Source organism: Streptomyces xanthochromogenes (genome assembly GCF_014650455.1).
Lineage (GTDB): Bacteria > Actinomycetota > Actinomycetes > Streptomycetales > Streptomycetaceae > Streptomyces > Streptomyces xanthochromogenes.
This window is the reverse complement of the sequence record NZ_BMUZ01000014.1, coordinates 158,910-179,403: the sequence shown is the minus strand read 5'-3', so window position 1 is coordinate 179,403 and position 20,494 is coordinate 158,910. Positions and strand designations below refer to the sequence as shown.

Here is a 20,494-nt window from a genome sequence, read left to right as displayed (position 1 = left end):
CGCCAACCCGCACCCCCCTCCGACCCGGCCTAGTCGATGTCGACAGACCCGTCCCGCTTGGCGGGCCCGTCCCCCGAGCCCGACAACAGCCCCGGCAGGGACAGCTGGGCCGGGCCCTTGGAGTCGCGGTCGCCGGAACCGCCCAGGTTCTGCCGGACGGAGTCGAGGATCGTCAGGCCCTGCCCGACGAGCCCCGCCGCGATCTCGCCCAGCCCGTCCGCCCCGTTGAGCACGTTGACGTTCGCCCCCGCCAGACCTCCCGCCGCTTCCTTCACGATCAGCGGCAGCTGGTCGATCAGCATCCGGTCGAGCGCGACGCGGTCGTACGACGCGGCCGCCTCCGCCTGGATCTTCATCCGCTCCGCCTCGGCGATCGCGAGCACCTTGATGCGCTCGGCCTCGGCCTGCGCCGGCTTCACGATCTCCGCGACGAGCTGCTGCTGGCGGAGCTCGGCCGCGCGCTGGGCCAGCTCGGTCTGCGCGAGGAGCACCTCCTGCTGGGCGTGCGCCTGGGCGAGCGGGCCGGCCTGCGCGGCCTGCGCCTGCACGCGGTCGACCTCGGCCGAGTACTCCGCCTTCACGACCGCCGTCTGCCGCGCGTACTCCGCCTGGTTGCGCGCCGCGACCTGCTCCGCCTCGACCGAGGCCTGCGTGGCCTGCGCCTGCGCGACCTGGGCGGCCCGCTGGATGGCGGCCTTGTGCGGCGCGGACATCGCGTCGATGTAGCCGACTTCGCCGTCGTCGATGGACTGGATCTGGAGCGAGTCGACGATGAGGCCGATCTTCGCCATCTCGGTCTTGGAGGTCTCCAGGACCTCCGCCGCGAGCTTCTGCCGCTCGGTGACGATCTCCTCGACGGTCATCGAGCCGATGATGGACCGCAGGTGCCCGGCGAAGATCCGGCCGGTCAGGACCGACATCTGGTCCTGGTCAGACAGGAAGCGCTGGCCCGCGTTCACGATGGACTCGGTGTCGTTGCCGACCTTGAACGCGATCACGGCGCGCACGTGCAGCGCGATGCCCTGCTTCGTCACGCACGTCTCGGTGACCTCGGCCTCGCACATCGACAGGGTGAGGAAGCGGGTCTTGCGGAAAATGGGCAGGACGAACTTGCCGTGGCCGGTCACTACGCGGAACGGGGCGCCCCCGAGTCCGCGCCTGCCGCCCGAGATCAACATTGCCTCGTCGGGGGCGGGCACCCGGTAACCGAACATCCTTTGTCTCCTTAGCCGGCGTCGGCGGCGGAGCCGCCCAACGCATCCAACGGATCGGCCCACTCGATGACGTCCACCTGGCGGGTGCCACGGGATCCGATCACGAGCACGGTCGCCCCCCTCGGCAGGGGTTCCTCCGACCAGGCGAGGAAGGCCTCCGTGCCGCCTCTGACGCTCACCACGACCTCACCGGGCCCGGCGGTTCCACGAGTGGCCACGTGCAGCACTCCGGGGCGGCCGATGACGTCGTCGTCCTGTTCCACGGCCATGCGCCCCCCATCGTTCTGGTCCTGGATTCCAGACCTTAGACCTGCTGGGATCACCCGCCTATGGCCGGGCCACCCCGTGTGTTGGCCTACCCCTCCAGGGTCCCACCGCAGAGCAGCACGAAGAACATCAGCAGGAGCATCAGACCCAAGGCCGCGATCTTCGAGAACAGGACGACCGCGGCCGCGGCCGTCACCCCCAGACCGATCCGCGCCGACCGCAGGCTCCGCCGGTGCGGAAGCAGCCAGCTCACGGTGACCAGCACGGCCGGCACCGCGTAGCCGAACGCCATCGTGGCCGGCCCGGACATCCCCGTCCCGGCCAGCACCGAGAGGTCCAGCCACGCCGACAGCACCAGCACGGCCGTGCACACGGCGGGCACCACCCACCACCGGTCATCGGGCCCGACGTCCCCGACGTCACGGATGCCACCCACGCCACCGACACCACGGCCGTCCACGAAGCTCCGGAAGCCCCCGAAGCCACTGGTGCTCTGCGCCCATTCCCCGGCGGAGACCTCCCGGTAGGCGTACGGGTTCCGGTTCCGCCGCGTCTGATTCCCCTGCGTCGTCATGGCTCCATCCCACCCGCCGCCCCCGCCCCACCGGCACCGTCCGCCTACTCATCCGGACTGCGCCCCGTACTCACCCGAGGGTGGGTGGGTGGGGGAGTGCTGGGCCCTCGGGTGCGTACGGGGAGCCCGTCAGCACCGCGTCCGCATCCGGTGCGCGCCCCACCGGGCCCGCCGATGCGGCAGACTGGAAGTTTGCCCGCCCTCCCCGGGTGGCCATCCGTCGGAAGGACACGCCCCAGGTGACCGGACCACTCATCGTCCAGAGCGACAAGACCCTGCTCCTGGAGGTCGACCACGAGCAGGCCGACGCCTGCCGCCGTGCCATCGCGCCCTTCGCCGAGCTGGAGCGGGCGCCGGAGCACATCCACACCTACCGGGTGACCCCGCTGGGCCTGTGGAACGCGCGGGCCGCCGGGCACGACGCGGAGCAGGTCGTCGACGCGCTGGTCGAGTACTCGCGCTACCCCGTCCCGCACGCCCTGCTCGTCGACATCGCCGAGACGATGGCCCGCTACGGCCGCCTCACCCTCAGCAAGCACCCCGTCCACGGCCTGGTGCTCACCTCGACCGACCGGCCCGTCCTCGAAGAGATCCTGCGCTCGAAGAAGGTCACCCCGCTGGTCGGCGCCCGCCTCGATCCGGACACCGTCGCCGTGCACCCCTCCGAGCGGGGCCAGATCAAGCAGACGCTGCTGAAGCTGGGCTGGCCGGCCGAGGACCTCGCCGGGTACGTGGACGGCGAGGCGCACCCCATCGAGCTCGCCGAGGACGGCTGGAGCCTGCGCCCGTACCAGAAGCAGGCCGTCGAGGGCTTCTGGCACGGCGGCAGCGGCGTGGTCGTGCTGCCGTGCGGTGCGGGCAAGACGCTGGTCGGCGCCGGGGCGATGGCCGAGGCGAAGGCGACCACGCTGATCCTGGTCACCAACACCGTCTCGGCCCGCCAGTGGAAGCACGAGCTGGTGAAGCGCACCAGCCTGACCGAGGACGAGATCGGCGAGTACAGCGGCACCAAGAAGGAGATCCGCCCGGTCACGATCGCCACGTACCAGGTGCTCACCACCCGCCGTAAGGGTGTCTACGCGCACCTGGAGCTGTTCGACTCGCGGGACTGGGGCCTGATCGTCTACGACGAGGTGCACCTGCTGCCGGCGCCGGTCTTCAAGTTCACCGCCGACCTCCAGGCCCGCCGCCGGCTCGGCCTGACCGCGACGCTGGTGCGCGAGGACGGCCGCGAGTCGGACGTGTTCTCGCTGATCGGGCCGAAGCGGTTCGACGCGCCGTGGAAGGAGATCGAGGCGCAGGGCTACATCGCGCCCGCCGACTGCGTCGAGGTCCGCGTGAACCTCACGGACTCCGAGCGCCTCGCCTACGCGACCGCGGAGACGGAGGAGAAGTACCGCTTCTGTGCGACGACGGCGACCAAGCGGAAGGTCACGGAGGCGCTGGTACGCCGGTTCGCGGGTCAGCAGATCCTCGTCATCGGCCAGTACATCGACCAACTCGACGAGCTGGGCGAGCACTTGAACGCGCCGGTCATCAAGGGCGAGACGACCAACGCGCAGCGCGAAAAGCTGTTCGGGGCGTTCCGCGAGGGCGAGATCAGTGTGCTCGTGGTGTCCAAGGTGGCGAACTTCTCGATCGACTTGCCGGAGGCGACGGTCGCCATCCAGGTGTCCGGCACGTTCGGCTCCCGCCAGGAGGAGGCCCAGCGCCTGGGCCGTGTGCTGCGCCCGAAGGCGGACGGCCACCAGGCGCACTTCTACTCGGTGGTCGCGCGCGACACCATCGACCAGGACTTCGCGGCCCACCGCCAGCGCTTCCTGGCCGAACAGGGCTACGCCTACCGGATCATGGACGCGGACGAGCTCCTCGCGGACAACCGGCCCACCGGGGAAGCGGACAACTGACCTTCACCACAAGGCACGTTGGACCCGGCGGCGAGGGGCCGCCGGGCCGCCCACGCCAGCACCGCGAGCCCGACCAGTGCGTACGGTGACGCCAACGGCTGTTCCCAGAGCGGCAGTCGAAGGTCGAGATCACCCGCGTGCGGTACGAGCCACAGCGTGCGGGCGGTGAAGACGAGGGCGACGGCGACGGCCGTACGCATCCGTCCCTCGGCCCACAGCACGGCGATCAGCGGAACGCACCACACCCAGTGGTGCGACCAGCTGATGGGCGAGATCAGCAGCGCGGTGAACGCGGTCACGAGCAGCGCCCAGCGCTCGTCGGCACGGCGGGCGGTCCACAGCCCGGCGGCGCCGACGGCCACGGCCGCCACCGCCCACACCGCGCCGGGCTCGGCGGTGTGCAGCAGCCGTGCGACGAGCCCCTGCAGGGACTGGTTGTCGACGATCCACGCCTTGCCCACCCGGCCGGTCTCGAAGAGCCGCCGGGTGAAGAACTCGACGCTGGCGCCGGGCAGTACGAGCGCCCCGACGAGCACGGTCGTGCCGAACCCGGCGAGCGCGGTGACGGCTTCCCGGCGACGGCCCCGTACCAGCAGGTACAGGACGAAGGACAGCGGGGTGATCTTGATCCCGGCGGCGATCCCGACCCCGAGGCCCTTGCCGAGGGCGCCCGCCGGCCGGGAGAGGTCCCAGAGCACGAGGCAGGCGAGCGCGAGGTTGACCTGCCCGAAGAGCAGCGTCTGGAAGACGGGCTCGATCCAGAGGGCGAGGGCGACGGCGACGAGCGCGTGAGGGCGCCGGGGCCGGGCTCCGGCGAACCGGCAGGAGAGCTGCACGAGAACCGCGAGCAGTACGGCGTTGCCGACGCAGAAGGCCGCCTTGAGCACCGGAAGCGGCACGAAGGCACTCGGCACGAACACGAGGGCCGCGAACGGGGGGTAGGTGGCGGGCAGCCGCCACGAGGTGACGGTGAACCCGTACAACGAGGTGCCGTTCGCGACGGCGGCGCCCTCCGCCCGGTAGACCAGGGCGTCCGCCATGGGAATCCGCAGGGCGGCACAGAGCGCGGCGAGCGCGGCCAGCGAGAGCGTCAGCGCGAGCAGGGCCCGGGCGTTGGCGCGCGGTGAACGTTCGGTCACACGAAGTGACCCTAGCGGGACGGGACATCACAGCGGGCCACGCGAGCCCGCGCGGGCGTGGGGCGGCGTCAGTGCTGACGCCGGCGGACCCCGGCCTCTTCGGCGTACTCGCCCATGACCACGACGCTGAACGCGGCACCGGCGAGAACTCTCGCGGCCCGGACGGCGTTGCCGATCCTGTGCGTGCGGTGTGGGGCGGCGCCGGAGGCGGTGGCACCGTTGGGGGCGCCGGGGCGGACGGAGGGGGCTGGGGTGAAGGTCGCTGCACTCATGTCTCCATGATGGAACGCGGACAACCCGGACACATCGACCCCGGGGCTGAACCTCCTGGCCCCCCGCGTAGTCCTCTGGTCCGACGCCGTCCCCTACGGGTATGACCGATCGCCTCCCGCACGGGGGACGATGGCCCCGGGACCACGGCCCGGGCCGGCCCGAATGTCACATCGCCTTCCTGTCCCGTGTCAGAGCTCCCGTGCCGGATTCCCCATGCCGGATCTCCTGTGCCGGATCTCCCATGTCGGATCTCCTGTGCCGGCAGAGCCACCACGCCACCACGCCATCACGCAACGCGACGGAGGATCACCAAGGATGGACGACGACGTCGAACACCTCGCCCAGCGCTTCGAGGAGCACCGGAGCCATCTGCGTGCGGTGGCGTACCGGATGCTCGGCTCCCTCAGCGAGGCCGAGGACGCCGTCCAGGAGGGCTGGCTGCGGGCGAGCCGGGCCGACACCGGCGCGGTCGACAACCTGGGCGGCTGGCTGACCACGATCGTCGCTCGGATCTGCCTGAACATGCTGCGCTCGCGGGGCACCCGACGGGAGGCCGCGCTCGACGTCCAGGAGTACGAACACGTCCGGGTGCCCGATCCGGTGCTCGGCCCGGTGGACGTGGCCGACCCGGAGCAGGAGGCGCTGCTCGCCGACTCGGTGGGCCTGGCCTTGATGGTGGTCCTCGAAACCCTGGCCCCCGCGGAGCGCCTCGCCTTCGTCCTGCACGACCTGTTCGCGGTGCCGTTCGAGGAGATCGCGACGATCGTCGACAGGACACCGGCGGCGGCTCGCCAGCTGGCGAGCCGGGCCCGGCGCCGGGTGCAGGGCCGGGCGCCCTCCCCGTCGGCCGACCGCACCCGCCGGCGCGAGGTGGTCGAGGCGTTCATCGCCGCGGCACGCGGCGGCGACTTCGAGGCGCTGCTCGCACTCCTCGACCCGGACGTGGTGCTGCGCGCGGACACGGGCGCCATGCCGGGCACGAAGCTGGTGCGGGGCGCCCGAACGGTGGCCGAACAGGCCTACGCCTTCCGGCGGTTCGCCCCCCTCAACCGGGTCGTCCTGGTCAACGGCGAGCCGGGCATCGTCGGCGTCTCGGAGGGCCGGGCGTTCTCGGTCCTGTCCTTCGCGCTGGGTACGGACGGACGCATCACGGAACTGAACATCCTGGCGGACCCGGAGCGGCTCCCCGGACTGGACGTGTCCTTCCTGCCCGGCTGAGCGTCGCCCTCCCGGGAGAGGCGGCTGAGCGTGGCCCTCCCGGGAGAGGCGGCTGAGCGTCGCCCTCCCGGGAGGGATGGTGTTCCCCGCACCCCGAATGCCTCGGTGCCGGGGCACTTCCAGCCCGCCATGGGGGTCCCCCCTGGCCCTCAAGGTCTTGGGGGAGCTTGAGGACGAGCGCCCTCAGGGCGCGAACGGGGTCCGGGGCGGAGATCCAGGGGCCGGCTCCACCCGAAAAGCATTGGCCCCCCACCCGGCCCGGGGCCTAAAATCCCCCCTCCCCCAAAACCGCCGGAGGCACCCCGTGCAGAGGCACGACCCCGACCCCGACCCCCTCCTCCACGAACGCACCCACCTCAGCCGGTCCCGCGCCGCGCTCCGCGCCATGCGCGAAGACGTCGAGTCCCTCGACATCAAGGACGTCACCGCGAACTGGGTGAACGCCGCCGTCCTCCAGCGACAGATCGACGACCGCATCAAGGCCCTCGCCGACCTCTCCCACACCCCCCTCTTCTTCGGCCGCCTCGACTACCTCCACGCCCCCGGCGCGGACCTCGCGGAGGGCGCCGAGGGGGAGAGGTTCTACATCGGCCGCCGGCACGTCCACGACGCCGACGGCGACCCGATGGTCATCGACTGGCGCGCGCCCGTCTCGCAGCCGTTCTACCGGGCCTCGAAGAAGGACCCGCTGGACGTGGGCCTGCGCCGCCGATTCGGCTACACGGGCGGCGAGTTGACGGCGTACGAGGACGAGCACCTCACGGACCCGACCGAATCGTCGCAGACCAGCAAGCTGCTCCAGGCGGAGATCGAACGCCCCCGCGTGGGCCCGATGCGCGACATCGTCGCGACGATCCAGCCCGAGCAGGACGAGATCGTCCGCTCCGGCCTGAGCGGCAGCGTGTGCGTGCAGGGCGGTCCCGGCACCGGAAAGACCGCCGTGGGCCTGCACCGGGTCGCGTACCTCCTCTACGCCCACCGCGACCGCCTGGCCCGCACGGGCACGCTGGTCATCGGCCCGAACAGGTCCTTCCTGCACTACATCGAGCAAGTGCTCCCCGCCCTCGGTGAGTTGGAGGTCAAGCAGGCGACGGTGGACGACCTGGTGACGGCGGGCATCGAGGTGCGCGGCACCGACCCGGCCGAGTCGGCCGTGGTCAAGGGCGACGCCCGCATGGCCGAGGTGCTGCGCCGCGCGGTCCGGTCCCACGTCACGACCCCCACCGAGCCCCTGGTGGTGGTACGGGGCTCCCGCCGCTGGCGCGTCCCGGCCTACGAACTGGCCGAGATCGTGGACGAGTTGCGGGCACGGGACATCCGGTACGGGGCCGCGAGGGAGGCCCTGCCGCAGCGGATCGCGCACACCGTCCTGGTCCGGATGGAGCAGGCGGGCGAGGCGCCGGACGACCGGGTGCAGGACGCGGTGGCCCGGAACGCGGCGGTGAAGGCGGCCGTGAAGACGATCTGGCCCCCGGTGGACCCGGCGAAGCTGGTGCTGCGGCTCCTGAACGACCCCGACTTCCTGGCCGCGCACGCGGAAGGCGTCCTCACCGCCGACGAGCAGAAGACGATCCTCGCCGAGAAGCCCGCCCGCAGCGTGAAGTCGGCGAAGTGGTCGGCGGCGGACGCGGTCCTGATCGACGAGGCGAACGACCTGGTGACCCGCACCCACTCGCTCGGTCACGTCGTACTCGACGAGGCGCAGGACCTCTCCCCCATGCAGTACCGCGCGGTCGGCCGCCGCTGCACGACGGGTTCGGCGACCGTCCTGGGCGACCTGGCGCAGGGCACCACGCCCTGGGCGACGGCGAGTTGGGCCGAGGCGCTGCGCCACCTGGGCAAGGGCGAGGCGGTGGTGGAGGAACTGACGGCCGGCTTCCGCGTGCCGCGCGAGGTGATCGCGTACGCCTCGAAGCTGCTGCCGTCGATCTCCCCCGGTCTGGCCCCGGTGGAGTCGGTGCGAGAGACTCCGGGCTCCCTGTCCGTACGGGAGTCGTCGGACCCGGACGCGGACGTGGTGGCCGCGTGCGTGGAGTCGCTGGCCCACGAGGGCTCGATCGGCCTCATCGCGGCGGACCCCCGAATCCCCGCACTGGCGGCGGCACTTGAGGCCGCCGGTCTCCCTTGCCTGGCGCCCGGCGAGGAGACCACGGCCGCATCCCGGCTGACCCTGGTCCCCGCCTCCCTGGCGAAGGGCCTGGAGTACGACTACGTGGTCCTGGACGACCCCGCGACGCTGGTGGCCGCCGAACCCGACGAACGCACGGGCCTGCGGCGCCTGTACGTGGCCCTGACCCGGGCGGTGTCAGGCCTGACGGTCATCCACGGAACCCCCCTCCCGCCCCAGCTGACCTAGCCCCCTCCACCCGCCCTCGACTGCGGACCGTGCGCGGCTGATCGCGCAGTTCCCCGCGCCCCTGAAGGATTCGGTGCTGGGCTGCGCAGGCATCCTCAGCCTGTCATGGGGGTCCCCCCTGGCCCTTAAGGCCTTGGGGGAGATTGAGGACGAGCGCCGTTCAGGCGCGAACGGGGGTCTGGGGCGGAGCCCCCAGGGTCGCTTCACCCCCCGGAGGGTTGTGGGGAGGGGCGGGGCGGGGCGACTCCCGGGGTCTGGGGCGGAGCCCCAGGGGCCCGGAGCCAACCAACCCCGGTTCACGGGCGGGCGGGTGGGAATGGGAAAGCACCCCGGACCCGCACCTGGGCCGGGGCCCGCTACGCGTCCAGCGCCGCGCGCCACTCCGCGACGGCCGCAGAGGACACCGGCGCGGTCCAACCGCCGGGACGGGACGCCCCGCCGATGTGGAACGCGTCGATCCCCGCCTCCCGCAGCACCGGCAGGTGGGCAAGGGAGAGCCCGCCTCCGACCAGGATCTGCGGCTCGTAGCCGGGCTCCCCCCGCCCCGCCTCGGCGAGCAGCACCGGCAGCCCGTCGTCGACGCCCAGCGCCGATCCCGCCGTCAGGTACGTGTCGAGCCCGGGCAGCCCCGCCAGCTCCTTGCGCAGGGCATCGCGGGACGCGGCCCGGTCGATGGCCCGGTGGAAGGTCCAGCGGCACCCGTCGAGCGCGGCGGCCAACGCGCGTAGCGCATCCATGTCGGGCCCCCCGGTCTCGTCGAGGAAGCCGAGCACGAATTCGTCCGCTCCTTCGGCCCGCAGCGCCTCCGCGTCCCGCACCAGCGCGTCGACGTCCCCGGCCGCGAACCCGTCCGCCGACCGCAGCATCACCCGCAGCGGGATGTCGACGGCCGCGCGGATCGCCGCGAAGGCATCCAGGGGCGGGGTCAGCCCGTCCGCCGCCATGTCGGTGACCAGCTCAAGGCGGTCCGCCCCGCCGGCCTGGGCCGCGACGGCGTCCTGCGCGTCGAGCGCGATCACCTCAAGCAGTGCGCGGTTGCTCATCTGACCCCATTCCTCCGTAACCCGGGCCCGGCTCGGCCCAAATAGGTCTAGTCCATTGACCAGCCTACGCGGCGAGATGCCCATCCGCGCGGACGGTAAACACAGCCGTACGGACGTTTCGGCCGCGCCGGCAGTCCGGGAGGCGACCACCGGCACACGGCCCGGCGGGGAACTCCGGGGAAACGTCGAGTCCGCTCCACACCCCCGGGGGGTATGTATCGAACAGCTTCCTCCCTTGCGCCCCATACACCTGGGGGGTATACATGAAGCGAACGAATGGATACCCCCTAGGGGTACCAGACCAAGATCCGCCAGCTCCCGAGGAGCCGCAGCCATGACCACCACCGCTCCCGGCACCGCACCCGGCGCCGCCGCCGACGTCGAACTCGCCATCGGCGGCATGACCTGCGCTTCCTGCGCGGCCCGGATCGAAAAGAAGCTCAACCGCATGGACGGGGTCGAGGCGACGGTCAACTACGCCACCGAGAAGGCGAAGGTCACCTTCCGCGAGGACGTGTCCGTCGCCGACCTCATCGCCACCGTCGAGGCCACCGGCTACACGGCCGAGGAGCCCGCTCCCGTACGGACCGGCGCCGAGGCCGGGACCAGGACCGGGGCGGACGGCAGCGGCAGCGGCGGCGCCGAGCGGGCGGCCGACGAGCTGCGGCCGCTGCGTCAGCGGCTGCTGACCGCCGTCGCTCTCGCCGTACCGGTGATCGCGATGTCCATGGTCCCGGCCCTCCAGTTCGAGTACTGGCAGTGGCTCTCGCTGACCCTGACCGCCCCGGTCGTGACATACGCCGCATGGCCCTTCCACCGGGCCGCCTGGACCAATGCGCGGCACGGCGCGGCGACCATGGACACGCTGATCTCGGTCGGCACGTCGGCGGCCTTCCTGTGGTCCGTGTGGGCCCTGTTCTTCGGCACCGCCGGCCACCCCGGCATGACCCACCCCTTCGAGCTGACCATCGGCCGCTCGGACGGCGCGGGCAACATCTACCTGGAGGCCGCCGCCGGGGTCACCGCGTTCATCCTCGCCGGGCGCTACTTCGAGGCCCGCTCCAAGCGCAAGGCGGGCGCGGCCCTGAAGGCGCTGCTCGAACTGGGCGCCAAGGACGTCACCGTGCTCGGCCCGGACGGCAGCGAACGGACCGTACCCACCGCCGAGTTGACGGTCGGCGACCGCTTCCTGGTGCGACCCGGCGAGAAGATCGCCACGGACGGCACGGTCGTCGAGGGCTCGTCCGCCGTCGACGCCTCCCTGCTGACCGGCGAGTCCGTCCCGGTGGAGGTGGCCCCCGGGGACGCCGTCACCGGCGCCACCCTCAACGCGGGCGGCCGGCTCGTCGTCGAGGCCTCCCGGGTCGGCGCGGACACCCAGCTCGCCCGCATGGCCAGGCTCGTCGAGGACGCCCAGAACGGCAAGGCCGCGGCCCAGCGCCTCGCGGACCGGATCTCGGCGGTCTTCGTGCCGGTCGTGATCGGCCTGGCGCTGGCCACGCTCGGCGCATGGCTCGCCACGGGCTCCGGCATCACCGCCGCGTTCACCGCCGCCGTCGCCGTACTGATCATCGCCTGCCCCTGCGCCCTGGGGCTCGCCACTCCGACCGCGCTCATGGTGGGTACGGGCCGGGGCGCCCAGCTCGGCATCCTGATCAAGGGCCCCGAGGTCCTGGAGACGACCCGCAAGGTCGACACGATCGTCCTGGACAAGACCGGCACGGTGACCACCGGCCGGATGACCCTGCTCGCCGTGCACACCGCGGACGGGGTCGACAGGGCCCAAGTCCTCCGCCTGGCAGGTTCGTTGGAACACTCCTCCGAGCATCCCATCGCCCGCGCGGTCGCCGAGGGCGCCGCGGCAGAGGTCGGGGCACTGCCCGCCCCCGAGGACTTCGCCGGCATCGCGGGGCTCGGCGTCCAGGGCGTCGTCGAGGGACACGCGGTCCTGGTCGGCCGCGAGAGGCTGCTGGCGGAGTGGGCAATGGAACTCACCCCGGCCCTCACGAAGGCGAAGGAGGAGGCCGAGGCGGCGGGGCGTACCGCCATCGCGGTCGCCTGGGACGGTGAGGCCCGCGCGGTCCTCGAAGTCGCCGACGCCGTCAAGGAGACCAGCCCCGAGGCCGTCGACCGGCTGCGCGCGCTCGGCCTCACCCCGATCCTGCTGACCGGCGACAACCGGGCCGTCGCCGAGGCGGTCGCGGCCGAGGTCGGCATCGAGGAGGTGTACGCGGAGGTCATGCCGCAGGACAAGGTCGACGTCATCAAGTCCCTTCAGGCCGAAGGCCGTTCGGTCGCGATGGTCGGCGACGGCGTCAACGACGCGGCCGCCCTCGCCCAGGCCGACCTGGGCCTGGCGATGGGTACTGGCACGGACGCCGCCATCGAGGCCGGCGACCTGACCCTGGTGCGCGGCGACCTGCGCTCGGCGGCGGACGCGATCCGGCTCTCCCGCCGGACGCTCGGCACGATCCGGTCCAACCTGTTCTGGGCCTTCGCCTACAACGTCGCCGCCCTGCCGCTCGCCGCGGCGGGCCTGCTCAACCCGATGATCGCGGGCGCCGCGATGGCCTTCTCCTCGGTCTTCGTGGTCGGCAACTCCCTGCGGCTCCGCCGCTTCCGGCCCGTCGAAAGCTGACCCGCGCCCCGGACGTCGCAGACGGCCGAGCGTATCGGGGGCGGGCGGCCGGGTGGACCGCCCCCGATACGCTCGGCCGCATGCCACACACCGACCCCCTCCGCGCCCGCTGGCACACCACCCTCCTCGCGGCCCGCCCCGCCGACGCCGAGCCCGTCGACCCGGCCCCGTACGGGGAGAACCTCCTCGCACGCTGGGCGGAACCGCAGCGCCGCTACCACGACACCGCCCACCTCGCGGCCGTCCTGGACCACATCGACGTACTGGAGCAGTACGCCGACGCCCCCGACCTCGTACGCCTCGCCGCGTGGTTCCACGACGCCGTGTACTTCCCGGACCGTTCGGAGAACGAGGAGCGCTCGGCGCGTCTGGCTCAACGCGCGCTGGAAGAGGCCGGGTTGAGCCCGCAGGACATCGCCGAGGTGGTGCGCCTGGTGCGTCTGACCGTCAGCCACGCCCCCGAGGAGGGCGACGCGAACGGCGCCGTCCTGTGCGACGCGGACCTCGCGATCCTGGCCGCCGCACCGGAGGCGTACGCCGCCTACGCCGCCGCCGTGCGCGAGGAGTACGCCTTCGTACCGGCCGAGGCGTTCCGCTCCGGCCGGGCCGATGTGCTGTCCCAACTGCTCGCGCTGCCCAGGCTGTTCCGCACCCCGTACGGCGAACGCGAGTGGGAGACCACGGCTCGGGAGAATCTCGAGGCGGAACTGACCCTGCTGACCGCATAATCGGCCCGACCGCCCGAGCCCGACCGCCCGAGCCCGGACCCACCCGGTCCGTACCGCCAGAGCCCGGACCGGCCGAGCCCGAACTCATCGCGGGTGAGCACACCCACCGCTCGCCCGCCCCCGGACGGAAAGCAGGCAACCCACGTGCTCCCCGTGACAGTCCAGGCCGACCGCATCGCCCTGCACGAGCTGACCCGCGCCTCGGCAACCGAGCTGCAGGACGGCGGCTCCGGCGGCTGGGAGTGGGCCCCCGGCGGCCCGCACGAGGGCAGCCGTTTCGCCGCCGCGAAGATGCTGGCGGGCATGGCCACCGGCCGGCACCGTACCGGCTGGGGCGCGTACGTCATCGTCCGCGCCGAGGACGGCCGGGCGATCGGCGGGATCGGCTTCCACGGCCCGCCCGAGGACGGCCGGGTGGAGATCGGCTACGACCTGGCGGACTCCGCCCGGGGGCACGGGTACGCCACCGAGTCCCTCGGCGCCCTGACCGCCTGGGCGCTCGCCCAGCCCGACGTCGAGACGGTGTACGCCACGACGGACGAGGACAACACCGCCTCGCAGCGCGTCCTGGAACGGGCGGGATTCCGCCGCATCGGCGACACGCCCCGCCCGATCGGCGGCCGCAAGGACCAGCACCTCTTCGAGCAGTCCCGGTACGACACCGAGGACGACAGCTAGGACGACAGCTAGGACGACAGCTAGGACGACAGGGACTACAGGGGCCGCAGCGACGACGGCCGGACGACGGCTCCAAGGGTGACAGCGAGGACGACAGCGGGGCAGCGGCCGGGGCGGCAGCCGGGGTGTTCCCGCTACCCAGCGGTAGCCGGAAGCGGCCGCGCCGGAGGAATACGGAACCGGCCGGCGGCGTTGGCACGCGATATGCCCGCCGAGCCCATACCCACGCCCGCGCCCGCCTCCCGACCCCCCGGCTCGACCGCCTCAGCGGCCCGTATGCCGCTCGCCGTCTACATCCTCGGCCTCTCCGTCTTCGCGCTCGGAACGAGCGAGTTCATGCTCACGGGACTGCTCCCGGACATCGCGGACGACATGAACGTCTCGATCCCGCAGGCCGGCCTGCTGATCTCCGCCTTCGCGATCGGCATGGTGGTGGGCGCCCCGCTGCTCGCGGTGGCCACCCTGCGCCTGCCCCGCCGCACCACCCTGATCGCGCTGATCACGGTCTTCGGCCTGGGCCAGATCGCGGGCGCGCTGGCCCCGAACTACGCCCTGCTCTTCGCCTCCCGGATCGTGTCGGCGCTGGCCTGTGCCGGGTTCTGGGCGGTCGGCGCGGCGGTCGCCATCGCGATGGTCCCGGTCAACGCCCGGGCCCGGGCGATGGCCGTCATGATCGGCGGCCTGTCGATCGCGAACGTGCTCGGCGTGCCGCTCGGGGCGCTGCTGGGCGACGGCCTCGGCTGGCGTTCGGCGTTCTGGGCGGTCGGCGCCGCCTCCGCGATCGCCCTGGTCGGCATCCTGACCCGTATCCCCCGCATCCCGCTGCCCGCCGAGAAGCCCCGGCTCGGCCGCGAGCTGCGGATCTACCGCGACCCGCAGGTGCTGCTCTCGGTCGCCGTCACCGCACTCGCCGCGGGTGGCGTGTTCTGCGCGTTCAGCTACCTCAAGCCGCTCCTCACGGACGTCGCGCACGTGGACGCGGGCTGGGTTCCGGCCGTGCTCGGACTGTTCGGCGTCGGCGCTCTCATCGGTACGACCATCGGCGGCCGGGTCGCGGACGCGCACCTCTTCGGCGTATTGCTCAGCGGCATCACCGCCTCGACCGTGTTCCTCGTCGCGCTCGCGCTGTTCGCCTCGACGCCGGCGATCGCGATCACCCTGTCGTTCCTGATCGGCCTCTCGGCCTTCTACACGGCCCCCGCGCTGAACGCCCGCATGTTCAACGTGGGCGGCGCCGCCCCGACGCTGGCCGGTGCGACCACGACGTCCTCGTTCAACCTGGGCAACACCGCGGGCCCCTGGCTCGGCGGCCTCGTCATCAGTGCGAACCTGGGCTTCGCGGCCACCGCCTGGGCGGGCGCCGCGATGACGGTCGTCGCCCTCGCCCTGGTCACGGTCTCCCTGCGCCTCCACAAGTCCCAGTCCCGCGTCGTGGCCCGCTCGGCCGACCAGATCTCTGCGGACCAGGCCCACGCAGCCTCCCCCGCCGAGGTGTGCCCGTAGTCCCGTACCCGGCGCCCCGTACACGGCGAAGCGCCCCGCACCCGGTTTCCCCGGGTGCGGGGCGCTTCGGTGTTCCCCCGGCGGACCGGGGTCACGGGGTACCTGCTCAGACGGTGGTGACGTTCTCCGCCTGCGGGCCCTTCGGGCCCTGGGTGACGTCGAAGTTGACCTGCTGGTTCTCCTGCAGCTCACGGAAGCCGGTGGAGTTGATCGCGGAGTAGTGGACGAAGACGTCCGGGCCGCCGCCGTCCTGCGCGATGAAACCGAAGCCCTTTTCGGCGTTGAACCACTTCACGGTGCCGGTTGCCATGTGTTTCCCCTGTCGAGGATCGCGGGGTACTGGCTTGTCAGTACCCCTGGGTGAGGTGATCGCCCTGGTCCTCGGACATTGCTGCAAGGCAAACGCCCACGGCGTAAACCGCGGGCGCTGAGACTTCGGAACCACGACTACTGGCAAGGAAGTTAGCCGATCCGCACTCGTCTGGCTACGGGCCGCAGCCGAACCGGCGACAAGTTCCGGCCAGCGGAGTCCTCCGGCCGGGCCCCGACGGCCCGCACGAGCCGCCCCGACCCCGGTCGCCTCAGGCGGGCCGCCCTTTGGGGCGCCTGAGCCCCGCCTCCGTCAGACGCCGTACGAGTTCCTTCGAGCCGATCTCCCGCGCACCCGCCCGCACCGCGTCCGCGTACCGGTGCGACGGCACGTCGTAGTGATCGCGTTCGAAGGCGCGGGGAGGGCAGCCGATGGACGCCGCGAAGGCGTGCAGCTCCTCGTACGAGGCGTCGCTGACCAGGTGCGACCACATACGGCCGTGCCCCGGCCAGGTCGGCGGGTCGATGTAGACGGTCATCCGCCGAGGCCGCCGACCGGGGCCACGACGACGCCCGCCTTGCCGCACACCCAGTGCGGGTCGGGCCCGAGCTCCGGCTCCACGTCCAGGGCGTGCGGGTCACCCACATCGCACACCGGGCACAGCGGCCAGCGCCCGTACCGCTCCAGGAGCGCGTCCTGTACGTCCTGGGCCACCAGCCCCGCCACGTACTCCGTGCCCTCGGGCCACTGCTCCACCCACCAGCGCCGGTGGGTCACCGCGTCCTCGACCATCGAGACGACGTCCGCGTGCGCCACGTCCCGCGCCGCCAGATCCGCCAGGACCAGCGCGCGGGCGGCGTGCAGTGCTTGCTCAAGGGGCTGGATGGGTTGTACGTCGTCCATGCCCTCCATTGTCACTCCCTGCGCCCGGAGCATCGCCCCCCTCCCGCGGTCCGGGACGAAGGGCCCGGGCGGCGACGGGACCGAAGGAGGGTTGACCGCAGGACGGCGCGAAAATATCTTTCAAGAGTGACCAACGACCTGAAGGAAAGTTTCAGCGGAAGCGCCGGTGCGCCGCCCGCACCGGCGGCCCTCGCGGCCAAGGTGCGTACGCTCGCGCCGTCCATGACCCGCTCCATGCAGCGGGTCGCCGAGGCCGTGGCCGGCGATCCGGCCGGCTGTGCGGCCCTCACGGTCACCGGCCTCGCCGAGCTCACCGGCACCAGCGAGGCCACCGTGGTGCGCACCGCCCGCCTCCTCGGCTACCCCGGCTACCGCGACCTGCGCCTCGCACTCGCGGGCCTCGCCGCCCAGCAGCAGTCCGGCCGGGCCCCCGCGGTCACCGCCGACATAGCCGTCGACGACCCGATCGCGGACGTCGTGGCCAAGCTCGCCTACGACGAGCAGCAGACCCTCGCCGACACCGCGGCCGCCCTCGACACCGTCCAACTCGGCGCCGCGGTAAGCGTGTTGGCGGCTGCCCGGCGCATCGACATCTACGGCGTGGGCGCCTCCTCGCTGGTCGGCCAGGACCTGGCGCAGAAGCTGCTGCGCATCGGCCTCATCGCGCACGCCCACACCGACCCGCACCTGGCCGTCACCAACGCGGTGCAGCTGCGCTCGGGCGACGCGGCGGTGGCCATCACCCACTCCGGCTCGACCGGCGACGTCATCGAGCCGCTGCGCGTCGCCTTCGACCGCGGCGCCACGACGATCGCGATCACCGGCCGCCCGGACGGCCCGATCTCGCAGTACGCCGACCACCTGCTGACGACCTCCACGGCCCGCGAGAGCGAGCTGCGCCCGGCCGCCATGTCCTCCCGGACGAGCCAACTCCTCGTCGTGGACTGCCTGTTCATCGGCATCGCGCAGCGCACCTACGAGACGGCGGCCCCGGCCCTGTCCGCCTCGTACGAGGCCCTCGCCCACCGCCACAACCCCCGCACCCGCTAGGCCACGCACCGGCGCCACACCGCACCACCCAGCCACCCACCGACACCACCACGACCCACTGCGCCAGCCACACCGCACCGCACCCGTCAGAGCCGTACATCCGCAGAGAAAGAGCCGCCGTCACCATGACCACGCAGGACTACGCCGAGCTCCGCGCCCAGCTGGCCACCCTCACCACCGAGGCGTTCCGGCCCGACCTCGCGGAGATCGACCGGCTGCCGACCTCCGAGATCGCCCGGATCATGAACGGCGAGGACGCCACGGTCCCCGCTGCCGTGGCCGAGCGGCTCCCGGACATCGCGGCGGCCATCGACGCCACGGCCGCGCGGATGTCCCGGGGCGGCCGGCTGATCTACGCGGGCGCCGGCACGGCCGGGCGGCTGGGCGTGCTGGACGCCAGCGAGTGCCCGCCCACCTTCAACACCGACCCGTCCGAGGTCGTCGGCCTGATCGCGGGCGGCCCGTCCGCGATGGTCAAGGCGGTCGAAGGGGCCGAGGACTCCAAGCAGCTGGCCGCCGAGGACCTGGCCGCGCTCGGCCTGACCGACCGCGACACCGTCGTCGGCATCTCGGCCTCGGGCCGCACCCCGTACGCGATCGGCGCGGTCGAGCACGCGCGGCGGGTGGGCGCCCTCACGATCGGCCTGTCCTGCAACGCGGACTCCGCACTCGCGGCCGCGGCCGAGCACGGCATCGAGGTCGTGGTGGGCCCGGAGCTGCTGACCGGCTCCACGCGGCTGAAGTCGGGCACGGCCCAGAAGCTGGTCCTCAACATGATCTCGACGATCACGATGATCCGGCTGGGCAAGACCTACGGAAACCTGATGGTCGACGTACGGGCGTCCAACGAGAAGCTGCGCGCCCGCTCGCGCCGCATCGTGGCCCTGGCCACCGGCGCCGACGACGCCGAGATCGAGGCGGCGCTCGCCACGACGGACGGCGAGGTGAAGAACGCGATCCTGGTGATCCTCGGCGGCGTCGAGGGCCCGACGGCCGCCCATCTCCTGGCCGAATCCCGAGGCCACCTGCGTGCGGCGCTGCACGCGGCCCCCTGACCCTTCCACCGCCCCGCCCACACCGCGGGGCACCCGCACAGCAAGGCACCCGCACCATGGCACCAGAGAACAAGAACCGCGCCACAGCCGCCGCGATCCTCCCGCTCGTCGGCGGTGCCCGGAACATCGACTCGATCGCCCACTGCATGACCCGGCTACGTCTCGGCCTGAAGGACCGCACACTGGTCCAGGACGACGCCCTGAAGGCGCTGCCCGCCGTGATGGGCGTGGTCGAGGACGACACGTACCAGATCGTGCTCGGCCCCGGCACGGTGGCGAGGGTGGCCCCCGAGTTCGAGGCCCTGATGGCGGAGGAGCCCCCTCAAGTCGGCAGTGGTCCCCAGGAGTTGGCGGCGCGGGGCGCGGAGCTGAAGGCGGCCCGGAAGGCAGCGAACGCCACCCCCTTCAAGCTGTTCCTCCGCAAGGTGGCGAACATCTTCGTCCCGCTGATTCCGGCGCTGATCGGCTGCGGCATCATCGCGGGCCTCAACGGCCTTCTGGTGAACCTGGGTTGGCTGCCGGGCGTGACCCCCGCACTCGCCGCGATCGCCTCGGGCTTCATGGCGCTGATCGCGGTGTTCGTCGGCTACAACACGGCGAAGGAGTTCGGCGGCACGCCGATCCTGGGCGGGGCGGTCGCGTCCATCATCGTGTTCGCGGGCGTGGCGAAGATCACCGTGTTCGGCCAGACGCTGGCCCCCGGCCAGGGCGGAGTCCTCGGCGCACTGGGCGCGGCGCTGCTCGCGGTGTACGTGGAGCGGTGGTGCCGGCGCTGGGTGCCCGAGGCGCTGGACGTCCTGGTCACGCCGACCGTGACGGTCCTGGTGTCCGGTCTGGTGACCCTCTACGGCCTGATGTTCCTGGCGGGCGAGGTGTCGACGGGCATCGGCCACGGCGCGAACTGGCTCCTGGACAACACGGGCGCGTTCGCGGGCCTGGTCCTGGGCGGTCTGTTCCTGCCCCTGGTGATGCTGGGCCTGCACCAAGCCCTGATCCCGATCCACACCACCCTGATCGAGCAGCAGGGCTACACGGTCCTGCTGCCCATCCTGGCAATGGCGGGCGCGGGCCAGGTGGGCTGCGCGATGGCGGTGTACCTGCGCGCGAAGCACAACGAGCCCCTGCGCACCACCATCAAGTCCGCCCTCCCCGCGGGCTTCCTGGGCGTCGGCGAACCCCTGATCTACGGCGTCTCCCTCCCCCTCGGCCGTCCCTTCGTCACGGCGTGCGTGGGCGGCGCGGCGGGCGGCGCGTTCGTGGGTCTGTTCTCGATGCTGGGCGACAAGGTGGGCTCCACGGCGATCGGCCCCTCGGGCTGGGCCCTGTTCCCTCTCCTCCAGGGCAGCCACGACCTGGGCACGACGATCGCCATCTACGCGGGCGGCCTGCTCGTGGGCTACGCGGTGGGCTTCCTGGCCACGTACTACTTCGGCTTCACCCGAGCCTCCCTGACGGCCCTCAACGCCGCACCGGGCCCGACGGAGGCGGGGATGCCCACACCGGCCACGGCGGAGCCCGCCCAGGTGTGATGCCGGGCCGCACGAGGACGGCTTCCCTCCAGCCGGAAGGGACGCCACCACGGGTCGTGCTGCTTACCGTCTTCCACAAGACGCAGATGCGGGAGCCCGCTCAGGCGGC

Annotated in this window: 19 protein-coding genes; 10 read left to right on the top strand and 9 right to left on the bottom strand. The window is 72.5% G+C overall.

The features are described from left to right. Nucleotides 1–29: 29 nt before the first annotated feature. The 3 genes from IE267_RS32035 to IE267_RS32025 all read right to left on the bottom strand — a co-directional run bounded on the left by IE267_RS32035 (nt 30) and on the right by IE267_RS32025 (nt 2,055). On the bottom strand, nt 30–1,214 hold the full coding sequence (locus IE267_RS32035; protein ID WP_229861535.1) for a flotillin family protein: 1,185 nt from the start codon (nt 1,212–1,214) through the stop codon (nt 30–32). An 11-nt stretch (nt 1,215–1,225) separates the two neighbouring features. Then, nucleotides 1,226–1,477, bottom strand: a complete 252-nt coding sequence (locus IE267_RS32030; RefSeq protein ID WP_161245323.1) for an NfeD C-terminal domain-containing protein — start codon at nt 1,475–1,477, stop codon at nt 1,226–1,228. 92 nt (nt 1,478–1,569) lie between these two features. Continuing rightward, a complete protein-coding gene (locus tag IE267_RS32025; protein ID WP_189765573.1) occupies nt 1,570–2,055 on the bottom strand; it encodes a hypothetical protein in 486 nt (161 codons plus the stop codon). A gap of 239 nt (nt 2,056–2,294) precedes the next feature. On the opposite strand from IE267_RS32025, the gene IE267_RS32020 reads away from it, so the two are divergent. Further along, nucleotides 2,295–3,962 (top strand): DNA repair helicase XPB, encoded by a 1,668-nt coding sequence (locus tag IE267_RS32020; protein ID WP_189765572.1) that lies wholly within the window; start codon nt 2,295–2,297, stop codon nt 3,960–3,962. Here IE267_RS32020 and IE267_RS32015 read toward each other — a convergent pair. Both IE267_RS32015 and IE267_RS32010 read right to left on the bottom strand, forming a co-directional pair. Further along, complete coding sequence (locus IE267_RS32015) at nt 3,896–5,101, bottom strand: glycosyltransferase 87 family protein (protein WP_373304619.1); 1,206 nt, start codon at nt 5,099–5,101, stop codon at nt 3,896–3,898. The genes IE267_RS32020 and IE267_RS32015 overlap by 67 nt on opposite strands. Before the next feature lie 68 nt (nt 5,102–5,169). Then, on the bottom strand, nt 5,170–5,373 hold the full coding sequence (locus IE267_RS32010; protein ID WP_189765571.1) for a hypothetical protein: 204 nt from the start codon (nt 5,371–5,373) through the stop codon (nt 5,170–5,172). A 316-nt stretch (nt 5,374–5,689) separates the two neighbouring features. On the opposite strand from IE267_RS32010, the gene IE267_RS32005 reads away from it, so the two are divergent. Both IE267_RS32005 and IE267_RS32000 read left to right on the top strand, forming a co-directional pair. Next, the gene (locus IE267_RS32005; RefSeq protein ID WP_167158029.1) at nt 5,690–6,592 is read left to right on the top strand and encodes a sigma-70 family RNA polymerase sigma factor; all 903 of its coding nucleotides are present in this window, start codon (nt 5,690–5,692) and stop codon (nt 6,590–6,592) included. Between the two features lie 304 nt (nt 6,593–6,896). Next, on the top strand, nt 6,897–8,948 hold the full coding sequence (locus IE267_RS32000) for a HelD family protein (protein ID WP_373304618.1): 2,052 nt from the start codon (nt 6,897–6,899) through the stop codon (nt 8,946–8,948). 356 nt (nt 8,949–9,304) lie between these two features. On the opposite strand, the gene IE267_RS31995 is transcribed toward IE267_RS32000, so the two are convergent. Next, nucleotides 9,305–9,991 carry a copper homeostasis protein CutC gene (locus IE267_RS31995; protein WP_167158032.1) on the bottom strand — a complete coding sequence of 229 codons (687 nt, stop codon included), beginning with the start codon at nt 9,989–9,991 and terminating at the stop codon, nt 9,305–9,307. Nucleotides 9,992–10,325: 334 nt separating this feature from the next. On the opposite strand from IE267_RS31995, the gene IE267_RS31990 reads away from it, so the two are divergent. From IE267_RS31990 to IE267_RS31975, 4 genes are all read left to right on the top strand, one after another. Next, nucleotides 10,326–12,629, top strand: coding sequence for a heavy metal translocating P-type ATPase (locus tag IE267_RS31990; protein WP_189765570.1), 2,304 nt, complete (start codon nt 10,326–10,328; stop codon nt 12,627–12,629). A gap of 80 nt (nt 12,630–12,709) precedes the next feature. After that, on the top strand, nt 12,710–13,357 hold the full coding sequence (locus IE267_RS31985; protein ID WP_167158036.1) for an HD domain-containing protein: 648 nt from the start codon (nt 12,710–12,712) through the stop codon (nt 13,355–13,357). 144 nt (nt 13,358–13,501) lie between these two features. Continuing rightward, nucleotides 13,502–14,035: a GNAT family N-acetyltransferase gene (locus tag IE267_RS31980; RefSeq protein ID WP_167158038.1), complete on the top strand. Its 534-nt coding sequence runs from the start codon at nt 13,502–13,504 to the stop codon at nt 14,033–14,035. Nucleotides 14,036–14,311: 276 nt separating this feature from the next. After that, nucleotides 14,312–15,538 carry a Cmx/CmrA family chloramphenicol efflux MFS transporter gene (locus tag IE267_RS31975; RefSeq protein WP_167158040.1) on the top strand — a complete coding sequence of 409 codons (1,227 nt, stop codon included), beginning with the start codon at nt 14,312–14,314 and terminating at the stop codon, nt 15,536–15,538. A gap of 106 nt (nt 15,539–15,644) precedes the next feature. Here IE267_RS31975 and IE267_RS31970 read toward each other — a convergent pair whose 3' ends face one another. The 3 genes from IE267_RS31970 to IE267_RS31960 all read right to left on the bottom strand — a co-directional run bounded on the left by IE267_RS31970 (nt 15,645) and on the right by IE267_RS31960 (nt 16,751). Then, nucleotides 15,645–15,848, bottom strand: a complete 204-nt coding sequence (locus IE267_RS31970; RefSeq protein WP_030160827.1) for a cold-shock protein — start codon at nt 15,846–15,848, stop codon at nt 15,645–15,647. Nucleotides 15,849–16,119: 271 nt separating this feature from the next. After that, nucleotides 16,120–16,386, bottom strand: a complete 267-nt coding sequence (locus tag IE267_RS31965) for a DUF4031 domain-containing protein (RefSeq protein ID WP_161245785.1) — start codon at nt 16,384–16,386, stop codon at nt 16,120–16,122. Continuing rightward, nucleotides 16,383–16,751, bottom strand: a complete 369-nt coding sequence (locus IE267_RS31960; protein WP_308428863.1) for a DUF8819 family protein — start codon at nt 16,749–16,751, stop codon at nt 16,383–16,385. The genes IE267_RS31965 and IE267_RS31960 overlap by 4 nt, the downstream gene beginning before the upstream one ends. A gap of 126 nt (nt 16,752–16,877) precedes the next feature. Between IE267_RS31960 and IE267_RS31955 the strand changes: the two genes are divergently transcribed. The 3 genes from IE267_RS31955 to IE267_RS31945 all read left to right on the top strand — a co-directional run bounded on the left by IE267_RS31955 (nt 16,878) and on the right by IE267_RS31945 (nt 20,385). Beyond that, nucleotides 16,878–17,801 carry a MurR/RpiR family transcriptional regulator gene (locus IE267_RS31955; protein ID WP_167158043.1) on the top strand — a complete coding sequence of 308 codons (924 nt, stop codon included), beginning with the start codon at nt 16,878–16,880 and terminating at the stop codon, nt 17,799–17,801. A 125-nt stretch (nt 17,802–17,926) separates the two neighbouring features. Beyond that, nucleotides 17,927–18,856, top strand: a complete 930-nt coding sequence (murQ, locus tag IE267_RS31950) for an N-acetylmuramic acid 6-phosphate etherase (protein WP_189765569.1) — start codon at nt 17,927–17,929, stop codon at nt 18,854–18,856. Between the two features lie 56 nt (nt 18,857–18,912). Continuing rightward, nucleotides 18,913–20,385: a PTS transporter subunit EIIC gene (locus tag IE267_RS31945; protein ID WP_189765568.1), complete on the top strand. Its 1,473-nt coding sequence runs from the start codon at nt 18,913–18,915 to the stop codon at nt 20,383–20,385. Nucleotides 20,386–20,494: the final 109 nt, after the last annotated feature.